The organism is Paenibacillus dauci, assembly GCF_000971985.1.
GTDB classification, from domain to species: domain Bacteria; phylum Bacillota; class Bacilli; order Paenibacillales; family Paenibacillaceae; genus Saccharibacillus; species Saccharibacillus dauci.
Map to the genome: position 1 here is coordinate 561,307 of NZ_KQ040798.1, position 14,272 is coordinate 575,578.

A 14,272-nucleotide genomic window follows, 5' to 3' on the forward strand; every position below is an offset into this window, starting at 1 on the left:
CCAGCCAGTGCTTGGCGTTATCATTGTAACACTGCCCTGATGATAAAAAAAGAACCCGTAGGCTCCGCTCGGGAGTCGGATGATCTGCAGCTTATGCTACCAGACCATTCCAATTCCACGATTGGATTCCACGGATTCTCTATTCTATCTTTGATGCTGTGTTATTCCAAAATATCAAATATCGCCAGCATCATCATGAGACCTGCAAGCAAACTACGCACCGGAACGGGCCAGTTCACGCATATTGGCCTCGAAGGCAGCGAGCAATGCCGCTTCGCCAGTCAGACCGCTTTCGTGAACTTTGCGGATTTGTTCGGTCATCCGTTTGTAGTCTTTTGGAATGACACGTACAAAATCCTGGGATTGATGTTCCCAATCTTCCAGTACCCGCTGCCCTGCCGGACTGCCGGTATAACGAACATGACGCTCGATCAGTGCACGCACTTCTTCCAGCTCTTCCGGTTCATCCAGCGATTCCAGCAGCACCATCTCCAGATTGCAGCGTCCGACAAAATCATGACTCGGATCAAGTACATACGCTACACCACCGGACATTCCCGCTGCAAAGTTACGACCGGTTGTACCCAGTACGACAACACGTCCGCCAGTCATATATTCGCAGCCATGATCACCGGTACCTTCTACTACGATATTCGCACCGGAGTTACGAACGGCAAACCGCTCGCCCGCAATACCGTTAATATACGCTTCACCGCTGGTAGCTCCGTAGAGTGCCGTATTACCGATAATAATATTTTCTTCGGCTGCAAAGGTCGCCTGGGCATCCGGTTTGACGATGATTTTACCACCGGACAATCCTTTGCCGACATAGTCATTACAATCGCCTTCGACCTGAAGTGTCATCCCTTTCGGTACGAATGCGCCAAAGCTCTGACCTGCCGAACCTTTGAAATTGAAAGTAATTGTATCTTCCGGCAGACCTGCTGCCCCGTATTTACGAGTAACTTCACTACCGAGAATCGTTCCGGTTGCCCGATTCACGTTGCAGATGGCAAGCTCCGCTTGTACACGGCTGCCGTTCTCCAGAGCAGACGCCGCCAGTGGAAGCAGCTGCTGCATATCCAGCGTCTCTTCCAGCTGATGATTCTGCTGCTGTACATTGAAGCGTTCGCTGCCTTCCGGAAGCTTAGGCTCATGCAGCAGTACAGACAGATCCAGTCCTTTTTTCTTCCAGTGATCTGCAGCATTGGCAGCATCCAGACAATCCAGACGGCCTACCATTTCCTGCACAGTACGGAAACCAAGCTCTGCCATAATTTCGCGCAGATCTTCTGCTACAAACTTCATGAAGTTTACTACATGTTCCGGATCACCGGTGAAGTTTTTGCGCAGTTCCGGGTTTTGCGTCGCTACGCCAACCGGACAGGTATCCATCTGACAGACACGCATCATAATACAACCCAGCGTTACGAGTGGTGCGGTAGAGAAACCATATTCCTCGGCACCGAGCAGTGCAGCTACCGCAAGATCGCGTCCGCTCAGCATTTTGCCGTCCGTTTCCAGTACAACACGATCACGCAGATTGTTCATGATCAGCGTCTGCTGGGTCTCTGCCAGTCCAAGTTCCCATGGCAGACCCGCATGGCGGATCGAACCCTGTGGAGAAGCTCCTGTACCACCATCATACCCGCTGACGAGGATAATATCGGCACGTCCTTTGGCAACACCGGCTGCAATCGTACCGACGCCCACTTCGGATACGAGCTTCACATTGATCGCTGCACGAGGGTTGGCATTTTTGAGATCATAGATCAGTTCGGCCAGATCCTCGATCGAATAAATATCATGATGCGGCGGCGGTGAGATCAGGCCTACACCCGGCGTGGAACCACGCACTTCCGCTACCCATGGATATACTTTACGGCCTGGCAGCTGTCCGCCTTCACCCGGCTTGGCACCCTGTGCCATTTTGATCTGGATTTCGTCGGCATTGACCAAATAGTTGGAGGTTACGCCAAACCGCCCGGACGCAACCTGTTTGATCGCACTGCGGCGGGAATCGCCATTGGCATCCGGTACGAAGCGCGCAGGGTCTTCCCCGCCTTCGCCCGTGTTACTCTTGCCGCCGATCCGGTTCATCGCGATTGCCAGACTCTCATGTGCTTCCTTGCTGATCGAACCAAACGACATCGCACCGGTCTTGAAGCGGCGCATGATCGATTCGATCGGCTCTACTTCTTCCAGTGGAATCGGTGCCCCATTTGGCTTGAACTGCAGCATCGAGCGCAGGGTCAAACGCTGTTCATTCTCACCCTCGACCAGAGCAGCGTATTTTTTGTAGAGCTTGTAATCACCGGTACGTACAGCATGCTGCAGCAGATGAATCGTCTGCGGGTTGAACAAATGCTGCTCCCCGTCATTACGCCACTGATAATCGCCACCAGAATCCAGTACACGATCATTACCGTCTTTATCCGTAAACGCACGAGTATGCTGTGACAGGGCTTCCTGAGCCACTTCTTCCAGACCAATTCCGCCAATCCGGGAAGGTGTCCAGGTAAAGTATTGATCCACAAAGTCCTGCTTCAGACCAACAGCTTCGAAGATCTGTGCGCCGCGATAGGATTGAATTGTAGAAATTCCCATTTTGGACAGAATCTTGACGACACCTTTGGTGACGGCTTTAATATAGTTTTTGACCGCTTTGTCATGAGAGATACCACGCAGCAGACCTTGCTTGATCATATCCTGCATCGTCTCGAATGCGAGATATGGATTGACTGCGCTGATACCATAACCAAGTAGCAATGCAAAATGATGCACGTCACGCGGCTCACCGGATTCGAGCAGCAGGCTGACACGGGTACGTGTTCCTTGGCGAATCAGATGGTGATGCAGACATGCTACTGCCAGCAGCGCCGGTATTGCCGCATTATCCTTGTCTGTACCACGGTCGGACAGAATCAGGAAATTATGGCCTTTGGCGATAACACGGTCTGCTGCTTCACATAGATTAACCAGTGCAGCACGCAGTCCTTCGGCACCTTTGGATGCCTCAAAGAAGATTGGAATCGTCATTGCCTTGAAGCCCGGACGACGTACATGACGTACTTTGGCAAAATCTTCATTGGACAAAATAGGTGTATTCAAAATAATCTGACGACAGCTCTCCGGCTGCGGATCGAGCAAATTGCGCTCCGGTCCGATCGCTGTAGCTGTCGAGGTCACAATCTCCTCACGAATCGCATCGATCGGTGGATTGGTTACCTGAGCAAACATTTGCTTGAAATAGTTATACAGGCGCTGCGGCTGATCCGATAAAACAGCCAGCGGTGCATCATAGCCCATCGAACCAATCGCTTCTGCTCCGGTAGTTGCCATCGGTTCGATCACCTTGCGCAATTCTTCAAAGGTATAACCAAATGCCAGCTGCAGCTGCTGTACATTATCATGATCCGGCTGAATCGCTTCCGGTGCTTCCGGAACTTCTTCCAGATTCATGAGATGTTCTTCCAGCCACTCGGCATACGGCTGCTCGGAAGCGATCTTTTCCTTGATTTCTTCATCGGAAATGATACGGCCTTCCTGTGTATCGATCAGCAGCATCCGTCCAGGACGCAGCCGGTCTTTGTATAAAATATCCTCTGCCGGTATATCGAGTACACCGACTTCGGAAGAGAGAATAATCCGATCGTCTTTGGTTACATAATAACGCGCCGGGCGCAGACCATTACGGTCAAGCATCGCACCAATCTGAATACCATCGGTAAATGCCATAGCGGCAGGTCCATCCCATGGTTCCATCAGACAGCTATGATACTGGTAAAACGCCTTTTTCTTCTCATCCATGGTGTCGTGATTGCTCCATGGCTCCGGTACCATCATCATCGCTACATGCGGCAGGGAACGTCCATTCAGATAAAGGAACTCCAGCGTATTATCAAACATCGCCGTATCCGAACCATCCGGGTTGATAACCGGACGGATCTTGTCGATATCCGCGCCGAATACTTCACTCTCGAACAGGGACTGACGGGCATGCATCCAGTTCACATTACCGCGCATCGTATTGATCTCACCGTTATGAATCATAAAACGATACGGATGGGCACGATCCCAGCTTGGAAACGTATTGGTACTGAAACGGGAATGCACGAGTGCCATCGCCGATTCAAACTCTTCATCTCGCAGATCGAGATAGAATTCTCCGACCTGGGCAGTTGTCAGCATCCCTTTGTAGACGACTTTACGACAGGACAGACTTGGAATGTAGAACGTCTCTCCACCCGCTTCTTCCGCAAAACGAATATGACGTTCTGCCAGACGGCGAATGACATACAGCTTGCGTTCAAAAGACAGCTCATCCTGACCTTGCAGCGCCTCACTGCGTCCAATGAAAAACTGGCGTACAACCGGCTTGGCATCTTTGGCGGACTTGCCGAGCGTACTGTCATCCGTCGGTACGGTACGTGCTCCGAGGTATACCTGACCTTCCTGCTCAATAATACTTTTCAGCACAGCTTCATGACGGCTGCGCAGCTCTTCATCACGGGACAAGAAAACAATGGCTACGCCGTATTGTCCCTTTTCGGGCAGTTCAAATCCGTTTGTACGGGCTTCCTTAACAAAAAAGCGATGTGGAATCTGGACCATAATACCGGCTCCGTCACCGGAATTCGGTTCACTGCCCTGACCGCCGCGGTGCTCCATGTTTTCGAGCATCGTGAGTGCCTGACTAACAATCTGGTGACTAGGTGTTCCTTTGATATGCGCGGTAAATCCCATACCGCAGGCATCTTTTTCAAACTGCGGGTCATAAAGACCCTGCTTCGGAGGTAAACCTGTAATGTTCATAATACGCAACCTTTCTATTATGAAGTGAAATGTCAGAAGACGAGCCAGAGGACGGCCATACGAAGAAGAATGCTGCTAAAGGATAGGGTATACAAAACAGACTGCTCTCTCCATTCATCGGGATATACATCTCTGCAGATTCGAATGCAATGGAAGCAGCCTATTTGAATATAAAGTTTGGGAGTAACAGCGGAAGAATAATTATCCACTTATGGATTCAAGCGACTTACTCAGCGTATGTGATATCGTTGTAACCTAATGGGTTTTATACATTTTAACACTGAGCTCACATCATAGCAATTCAAACTTTTTATATATCTGATAAATTATTATTTTGCGTCAAAGCATTAGTGTGATAACGCAGCACAATATATTATAGTGTATGATTATACATTATAATTAATATTATATTCAATTATTTTATTGGACTATTTGGATATTAAAAAGTGCTATATCAAAAAGCGCCAGGCTCCATCTTACAGAGCCGGGCGCTTCCTTAGCAGAATCAAAGCTATTTATTTATCCAGAGAAGTACATAACGGCTTGTCCGGAATATTTGGAGTTACTCATTAACCAATTTTTACAATCAATCACGCATACGTATAGATTAAATATCTACACTTTCGCCAACCTGGAGCACAGAGCCCTTCAGGCATTTCTTTTGCAATTCCGCAACAAAAGCATCCCCATCCTGCTCGATCGGCGGGAAGGTATTGTAGTGCACAGGGATGACATGACCAGCTTTGCTCCATTCGGCAGCCAGCAGTGCATCTTCGGGACCCATGGTATAGAAGTCACCAATCGGCAGCGCAGCTACGTCGATAGTGTTCAATTCACCGATCAGCTTCATATCGCCGAACAGTGCGGTGTCACCTGCATGGTACAGCGTTTTGCCACCCATAGTCAGCAGGATACCTGCAGGTTCGCCCAGATAAATGGTCTGATCTCCATCCTGAATGGAAGAAGTATGGAAGGCAAGCGTGAATTTGACTTTGAATCCGTCAAATTGCTTGGCTCCGCCCAGATTCATCCCTACTACTTCGGGAGCTCCCTGGCTGGCTGCATACTGTGCCAATTCAACGATTGCAATCACCGGACAATTATTATTCTTGGCAATCTCCACTGTGTCACCGTAGTGATCACCGTGACCATGTGTCAGAATAACCGCATCCACCTGGATGTCTTTGGGATCAACATTGACTTGCGGATTGCCGGACAGAAATGGGTCGATAATGACCTTTTTGCCGCCTTCTTCGACCAGCAGACAGGATTGACCGTAATATGTGATTTTCATGGATGAAGCACCTCCGGTATTGAATTGATTTTCCACCGTTTATTGTATCATCATCCGCAGCAGAAGTGTAACTTCGCACGGCAGACAGAACAAGCTCCAGCAAGCGGCAGCTTATTTATAAAACGTATGGTGACCAATTTTCTCTACCTTGGTACGGGTATTGGGAATATCAAAATCTGTCGCCAGGGAAAGCGACACAAAATAATACGTATTGTCCGGAACTTCCTTTTGGCCTTCCAATGCTGCATGTACAGCTTTTACCGAATCGGCGTTAGGTGTCACACGCTCGAATCTGCCATTGGTTACCGGAGAGAATTGATATCTCTGATAGATTACATCTTTAATCGTGTCGGGGAAATTAGCGGACCGCAGCCGGTTTAAGACAACATTGGCAACTGCCACTTTGCCTTCGTACGGTTCGCCTTCAGCCTCTGCCATAACAATACGTTCGAGCAGGAGCTGTTCTTTATCAGACAATGCGTAGGTCCAGGTAGCCTGAGATTTATTACTCTGGCTAAGCAGCTTTGTCCGAGTAAAGTATAAGTGGGTTGGGGTGGAATCACTAATTGACGAACTTGCCGTCACTGCCGTCGGCATTGCTTTTGCCTTGGCTGTAGCGGTGTTCGCCTTGATTTGTGCAGCTTTTTTCTTGTGCTGTTCCGCTTTGAGTGCTGCAGCTTGTTCTGACTTGACCTGATGAATCAATTTTTGGGTATGATTCTCGTTCCATGTCATAAATGTAGTGCCGGTCCTGACATTCTGGGCATGATGAACCGAACCCGCCGGCTGTGCACCCCATGCAGGCAGCTCAGTAAAGGATTGTTCGCTCGTCATTTTGGAATCCATCCAGAAAGGGAGGGACATAACGAATATAAAAAGCACGCCGAGTAAAGGCGTAATCCACTGATTGCGTCTAATAAAATCCATTTTCTTCCTCCAGTACTGTTAGCATACTCCTAACCCTATGTAACCTTTTTGACCTTCCATTTGAATACACCAACATTCAAATTTTGAATCACATGTGGTTCACAGTGTTATTTCGCCTCCGGTGATGCAGAGCAATGCCAACTTGAATTTGAATCTCCGAATTTACCGAAATTCAATGATTATTTGAGCATGATTATCATGCTATTCCCCTATAAAATGCCGCGGGATTGCAGCAGCAAGTATATTATTATAAGTTGTTTACTTTTGTCAAATTGACAAATTCACGATTTTAGGTATAGTCACCGTCCAAGAAGCGGAAATTGACCTGCCACCTCATACATTGGCTGATGCCCCAAACGGGTCCGATACAATACAAATTCCTCCACCAGCCAGCAATCCGGTGAGGGATAAAGATCAGTAGAAAGGTCTGCAAACGGCTCGTTACCATTATATTTACGAGCTACTGTCAGATGCGGATGATACGGACGCTGCTCCGGTACGAATCCAAGCGGTATACATACTTGCTGTACTCCGGATTGCAGATGATGCAGACTATCCGTATCTCCCTCCGGTCCAATCCATAGCACTCGCGGAGCCAAAGGATTGCCGAATATTCCAGCGGGTCCCAGCTGCAACTGAAAGGGCTGGCTCTCTGCAGCTGTCTTTTGTAGAGCTGTGCAAAGCTGCGGCAATTGCTCTACATCCACGTCGCCAAAAAACTGGAGTGTAATATGCATATCCTCAGCATAGGTCCAGCGGCGGAACAAGTAATGTTCTTGTACCATCCTGCTCCATGCAGCTAATGTCTGTGCTGCCTTACCCTTGATTGGTACAGCTGCAAATACACGTTCCTGTCCGGGCTGGGTTCCCATCCTTACACTCCCTTTCTATCCTTTTTACATTTGAATAAGTAATTGAAGTTGTCGTACACTATATCACCGCTCAATTACGAACACCTGTTCCGAACGATCTCAACCAGTATACACTAATCTTCAAAACTGTGCAAAACGATTAATTGATATTTTAGTTCGGATTCGATCTGGAGCCATTCAGGTAATAGCATAAAATACAGTCTTCTTTCATAAAAGCAATTTGGTATACAGGAGTTAATTTGTTATCATTTGGAAGATAACGCACATTATTGTTTATTCACCGGGGAGGTATATTTATGTCCAAAATCGTTGTTCTTCAGGAACTCACCGAATCACAGAAGCAGAAAGTACAAGAAGCTGCACCATCGTATGAGATTGTTACCGTTCCGGTTCGCGACACTACGGATGCCATACTCGCCGAAGCAGAAATTATCCTCGGCTGGTCACGCAAGCTTCAGGATTTCATTTTATCGGATAACTGTCCTGTAAAATGGATACAAACCTGGTCGGCAGGCGTGGATAAAATGCCTATGGAGCAGCTGGAGCACAAACAGGTGCTGTTAACCAGTGCCAACGGCGTACACACTATCCCGATCTCGGAGCAGATTTTTGCCTACATGCTTGCGTTTTCACGCAATCTGCACCGGGCCATTCGTAACCAGACAAAACATGCCTGGGATGAGAGTGGAACATTTACCGAGCTCCACGGCAAGACTATCGTAATTGTAGGAGTCGGTAATATTGGAGCAGGTACAGCACAACTCGCCAAAGCATTTGGTATGCGAACGATTGGTGTGCGACGTTCCGGTAAGGATCAGGATGGAATCGATCAGATGTATACGATGGAACAGCTTGATGAAGCACTTGGTCAAGGGGATTATGTAGTCAATATTTTGCCACTCACCCAGGAGACCAAGCAGCTGTTTAACCGGGAGCGGTTTGCCGTGATGAAAGACAGCAGTATATTTATTAATGTGGGCCGCGGTCCTTCGGTCGATACGGATGCACTGGTAGAAGCTCTCCAATCCGGAAGTATCGCGGGAGCAGGCCTTGATGTATTTGATCCCGAGCCGCTGCCGGAAGATCATGCGCTTTGGGATATGGATCAGGTCATCATTACTCCTCATATTGCAGGCAGCAATGAGCATTATACCGACCGTGTCATTGACATTTTTACCGAAAATCTCAAAGCCTATCAGCAGGATCAGACTCTGCCTGTCAATCTGGTGGATTATAGCAGACAATACTAATTTTAGTGTGAATAAATAAGCATTATTGTACTATAAAAAGAGGCGATTTCCGCTATGGGAAACGCCTCTTTTTAGGTTTGTAAATCAGGATAATCCCTGATTTTCGTAGTTATATCGAACTGTATATTCAATCACTACATGTAATAAATATGTCATTTCCAAGGTTGTAGCAGTAATTATTAGTTTGGTTGAGGTGTCCATGAGGCAATCGATTCATAAACGTTAATACGCTCTTGATAACGATTAAGCGGGCAAATTAGCAGTAGTTCATCCGCCCTATATCGAAGACTTAATTCCTGAAATTGCTGCCAGATTGATTGCTGACCACCCACAATAGGGGCAGGAATCTCTTCGCCGATTGATGCAATACCTGCAGGCGAAGTTTTCCAACGTTCATACAATCGTTCTGCTTCCTGGTCGGTCTGTCCAGCGATCACCTTTACAGCGAGTATGACCCGCGGCTCCGTATGCAAGGCAGAAGGCTGGAAGTTCGCCCGATAATGTTCGACTGCAGCTTCTCCATCACTACCGCTCATAAAATAACCAAATACATATCCGGTACCATTCTGGGCAGCCAGAACTGCACTTTTGCGATTCGTACCGAGCATCCAGCATTCCAGCGGATAAGCCGGTTGCGGTCGAGCCTGCACAAGGGTATCTTCTACCTTATATTCGTCCTGTAGAAGACTACGCAGATCTCGGACCAGCTCCGGCATCTGGGCAACATGGGACAAATAGTTGCCGCTCAGTGCAATCGCTGCATGTGCCGATCCGCCCGGAGCACGTCCGATACCCAGATCGATACGCCCCGGGTATAAGGCTCCCAGCATTCGAAACGTCTCGGCTACTTTCATCGGACGATAATGCGGCAGTAATACCGCTCCGGCACCGAGGCGTATTGATGAAGTTCGTGCTCCAATATGGGAAAGCAGGATTTCAGGCGCAGTACATGCCAGCTGTGCCATATCATGATGTTCGGATAGCCAAAATCGATGATAACCTGCATTTTCTGCCATGATCGCCAGCTGCACGGAACGCTCCAGTGCAGCCTCTACCGAAGCACCTTCCAGTACAGGCGACATATCCAATATGCCAAGAGGTATTTTCTCGTAAGTCATGGATGCCTCCTCCTCTGTTCATTTTGCAGTCTACGCTTGTCTGATTTACGCGAATAAAATGTTCATTTGCGTGCATACATTATAATAGTAGAAAGTCGTTTGGAAATGGTTTTGTCAGACCTGTTTGGCAGTCAATAGAACAGCTTGAATGACTGTCGCCTAGCCGTTTAATAAACATAAAATATGATCATTATATATTATCAACCCGTTTAGTCCACATCATAGATCGAGCCGACTTTGAGACCATATAATTCATTATAGATCTTCTCGGCAAATGCATCGGTCATGCCGGCGATATAATCAATAATCATACGCTCCCAAGTCCATACCGGCTCCGGACTCGCCTGATCATGTTCAAAACGCTGCAGCCAATCGGGAGGAATAATGGCCATAGAGGTATCCTGATCGACAAACGCTTTCCACAGACGGCGAATAATCCATTCGCTGCGCTTTTGCAGACGTTGCACCCGCAGATCACGGATCATGGTTACCCAGGCGAAACTTTTGAGTACACTTACGGTACGCAGCATATCTTCATCTTCACGGTTATCCGAGACAAAGGTGATTTTTTTCCAATTCTGGTCTTCAATAACGCCAAGCTGACTGACAAAATGATTTACCCAATACGCTTTGACTTCGCGGCGGGTGCGGGAGTAATCCAGTCCACAAGTAGGCAGCTTCTCTCCCCATACACGCAGATAGGCATTCAGCACTTCATCGACTTTGGCTTCAATCCGCTCATTGTCCCACCCTTTCCAGAATCGGTCTTCCAGGGTAGTAATCTTCTCCATGATCAGGCGGCGGATATGAGGATCATGCATGAAATGCTCATGCACCTCAATTTTGCCTGCCTTGATGCCATCCTCCAGATCATGTGCCGAATAGGCAATATCATCACAAAGATCCATCAATTGTGCTTCCAGCGTCGTCTTGCCATCGGGAATGCCCCATTTTTCACGAATCTGACGAATATATTGCCATTCATGCTGATACAATCCCTTTTTGTTGACCAGACCCGAGTAAGGATATTTGTTGATGCCCAGCAGGACAGCATCACACAGGTTTAGTCCATTCAGATTCTCCCGCTTCTCCAGAAACATAATGAGCCGAAAATTATGCGCATTACCTTCGAAATGCTCATATTTCTCGCGGATCTGCAGATGTATTTGTGCACGCTCTTGCTCGGACACATCTCTGCCCTTCAGCGTTTCGGCCGTCTTCTGCTCGATCCAGTCTTCCAAAATATGAGCGAGTACTTCCTCTCCTTTGTGTCCAAAAGGGGGATGTCCAAAATCATGCGCAATCGAAGCACATTCGACCACTTCGGGATGTATGATCAGTCCCGGATTCTCTCCGCGCTGCTCATCAATTTCAGGATAATGGCTGAGCAGACTTTTGGCTGCCTGTCTGGCAATCTGGGCGACTTCCAGGGAATGCGTCAGACGGGTACGATAATAGTCACCAGTTCCTGCACCGAATACCTGGGATTTTCCCTGCAAACGGCGAAAGGTCGGCGAATGAATAAGCCGGGAATAATCCCGTTCATAGGCTTCACGCGAAGCTTCATGCTTGTCTTCCTCATATTGACGATGCTCCCGCATCGATTTTAATTCCACAAATTTATCCATATCATGTTCTCCTATATTTTCTGCATCCTCTAACGTGCCGGATTGGAGTGATTATACACATTTTTTAGCCTGTAGGGAAGGATATCCTGTGAACCGATGAATGAGTTATATGCTCTTACGCTTTTATTTAACCGTTTCAGGATATATTTCCCCAGACAGTATACCAGGAATTAGATCATGTTTTTATTTGCCTCTTTATCATTAGACTTACTTCGGTTTGATATCTATACGCTGTCTGTCTTCTCAAAGCTATCCTCTATGCTGCTGTGCGCGTCCCCTATATTATAGAAGAAAAAAATCCGGATCATCAGATCCGGATTCATTTTATGCGTTTGGATGGAAACAATTATTAGCGGTTTTTGAGCTTCGGATCAAAGGTATCCCGCAGACCGTCTCCCATCAGATTAAATCCAAGCGATGTGAGCAGGATACATAGTCCCGGGAAAATTACTGTCCATGGCGCGGTTTGGATAAATTGACGGGAATCCGACAACATTTTTCCCCACTCCGGATCAGGTGGCTGAGCACCCAATCCAAGGAATCCAAGACCGGCTGCCTCGATAATGGCGGTTGCCACGCCGAGTGTACCCTGCACGATAATCGGTGTGAGACTATTCGGCAGAATATGGCGCAGCAGAATCCGTGAATCCCGGACGCCAATCGCCCGAGCTGCTGTAATAAATTCTTCCTGTCGTAATGACAGTACGCGGGCACGTACCAATCGGCCGTAGGTAGGAATATTAACAATCGCGATCGCATACAGTGCATTTTGCAAAGAAGGTCCCAGAATGGCAACGATCGCAATCGCCAGCAGAATTCCCGGAAAAGCGAGCAGAATATCGAAGAAACGGGAAATGATCATATCTACCCATTTGCCATAAAATCCGGCTACCAGACCGAGCAGTGTACCGATAATAATCGAACCGACCACAGAAAGTAACCCTACCCAGAGAGAAATCCGGGCTCCATAGATCGTTCTTGTGAAAATATCCCGTCCCAGATCATCCGTGCCAAACCAGTGCTCTGCCGATGGAGACTGCAATCGCTCCGACAATACCTGAGCCGTATAATCATAAGGCGTAATTAGCGGAGCCAGCAGCGCCAACAGGACGAAGAACAGAACGATGACCAATCCGACTACTGCTGTTTTGTTGCGCATGAACAGGCGAATCCCATCCCGCCATGGTCCTGACTTGATTTCCTTGAGCTGTGCTCCCGACCCCGTATCCAGTGATGCTTGTGTCATATTCTCACCTCTTACTTGTACTGGATGCGCGGATCAAATAAAGCATAGAGCAGATCCACCAGCAGATTAATAATTACGAACATGACCGCAATAATCAGGATGCCCGATTGGATCACCGGATAATCACGGTTGCTGATTGCTTCATAAATGTATCTTCCCACACCCGGCCAAGCGAAGATCGTCTCGGTCAGTACGGCACCGCCAAGCAGCGCACCCGTCTGAATACCGATAACTGTCAGCACAGGAATAAAGGCGTTTTTCAGACCATGCTTGTAAATAACCAGGAATTTGGAAATACCTTTGGCTTTGGCTGTACGGATATAATCGGACTGCATGACTTCCAGCATGCTGGAGCGAGTCATCCGTGCAATAACTGCCATAGGGATCGTCCCCAATGCAATCGATGGCAGAATCAGATGCTTCATCACGGTCCACAGCTGTGACCACTGACCGGAGATTATCGCATCCAATACATAGAATCCGGTAATGCCTTCCATAGGATTGCGCGAGTTCATCCGTCCGATCGATGGCAGCCAATGCAGTTCATTGGCGAATATCCACTGCTCCATTAACCCGAGCCAGAAGATCGGCATGGATACGCCAACCAGTGCAATCAGCATACAAATGTAGTCGAACCAGGAATTATGTTTCCATGCGCTCACGATTCCTGCATTTACACCAATAATAATCGCAAACAGCATACTCGCTACAGTCAGTTCTACTGTAGCAGCCAGATAAGGGCCAATTTCTTCTGTGATTGGCTCGCGGGTACGGATAGAATTTCCCAGATCACCGGTCAGCAGATCACCCAGATAGGCAAAATACTGTTCCAGCCAGGGGCGATCCAGACCGAGCTGTTCACGCAGTGCCTGCTTGGATTGCTCGGTTGCCTTATCTCCCAGTATCGTATCTGCCGGATCACCAGGAATAGCATGTATAATGGAAAAAACAATGAGTGTCATGCCCAGCAGTACCGGTATCAGTACGAGCAGACGTTTTGCAATATAGGAACCCACGCATTCATCACCCGCCATACGTTCATTTGGATAGTGAAATGACACGACTGCCACTAGGCCAACATGTCACTCCAGCTCTCTTGATGCGATAAAACAAAAGAGCGGA

Annotated in this window: 9 protein-coding genes; 1 reads left to right on the forward strand and 8 read right to left on the reverse strand. The window is 47.9% G+C overall.

Annotated elements, in window-relative coordinates; genetic code table 11:
- Positions 1–213 precede the first annotated feature (213 nt).
- The 4 genes from gltB to thpR all read right to left on the reverse strand — a co-directional run bounded on the left by gltB (position 214) and on the right by thpR (position 7,908).
- A complete protein-coding gene (gene gltB, locus WH46_RS02505) occupies positions 214–4,815 on the reverse strand; it encodes a glutamate synthase large subunit (protein WP_046225557.1) in 4,602 nt (1,533 codons plus the stop codon).
- A 607-nt stretch (positions 4,816–5,422) separates the two neighbouring features.
- Entirely contained in the window at positions 5,423–6,109 is a 687-nt protein-coding gene (locus WH46_RS02510) for a metal-dependent hydrolase (RefSeq protein ID WP_046225558.1), read from the reverse strand.
- A gap of 111 nt (positions 6,110–6,220) precedes the next feature.
- Positions 6,221–7,036 carry a cell wall hydrolase gene (locus WH46_RS02515; protein WP_046225559.1) on the reverse strand — a complete coding sequence of 272 codons (816 nt, stop codon included), beginning with the start codon at positions 7,034–7,036 and terminating at the stop codon, positions 6,221–6,223.
- Positions 7,037–7,335: 299 nt separating this feature from the next.
- The gene (gene thpR / locus WH46_RS02520) at positions 7,336–7,908 is read right to left on the reverse strand and encodes an RNA 2',3'-cyclic phosphodiesterase (RefSeq protein ID WP_046225560.1); all 573 of its coding nucleotides are present in this window, start codon (positions 7,906–7,908) and stop codon (positions 7,336–7,338) included.
- 296 nt (positions 7,909–8,204) lie between these two features.
- Here thpR and WH46_RS02525 point away from each other — a divergent pair, with 296 nt between their 5' ends.
- On the forward strand, positions 8,205–9,158 hold the full coding sequence (locus WH46_RS02525) for a D-2-hydroxyacid dehydrogenase (protein ID WP_046225561.1): 954 nt from the start codon (positions 8,205–8,207) through the stop codon (positions 9,156–9,158).
- Between the two features lie 179 nt (positions 9,159–9,337).
- Here WH46_RS02525 and WH46_RS02530 read toward each other — a convergent pair whose 3' ends face one another.
- The 4 genes from WH46_RS02530 to WH46_RS02545 all read right to left on the reverse strand — a co-directional run bounded on the left by WH46_RS02530 (position 9,338) and on the right by WH46_RS02545 (position 14,166).
- Positions 9,338–10,276, reverse strand: a complete 939-nt coding sequence (locus WH46_RS02530) for an MsnO8 family LLM class oxidoreductase (RefSeq protein WP_046225562.1) — start codon at positions 10,274–10,276, stop codon at positions 9,338–9,340.
- 209 nt (positions 10,277–10,485) lie between these two features.
- Positions 10,486–11,904 (reverse strand): deoxyguanosinetriphosphate triphosphohydrolase family protein, encoded by a 1,419-nt coding sequence (locus WH46_RS02535; RefSeq protein WP_407944391.1) that lies wholly within the window; start codon positions 11,902–11,904, stop codon positions 10,486–10,488.
- A 349-nt stretch (positions 11,905–12,253) separates the two neighbouring features.
- Positions 12,254–13,150 (reverse strand): nickel transporter permease, encoded by an 897-nt coding sequence (gene nikC / locus WH46_RS02540; RefSeq protein ID WP_017812841.1) that lies wholly within the window; start codon positions 13,148–13,150, stop codon positions 12,254–12,256.
- An 11-nt stretch (positions 13,151–13,161) separates the two neighbouring features.
- Complete coding sequence (locus WH46_RS02545; protein ID WP_017812840.1) at positions 13,162–14,166, reverse strand: ABC transporter permease; 1,005 nt, start codon at positions 14,164–14,166, stop codon at positions 13,162–13,164.
- Between the last annotated feature and the right edge of the window lie 106 nt (positions 14,167–14,272).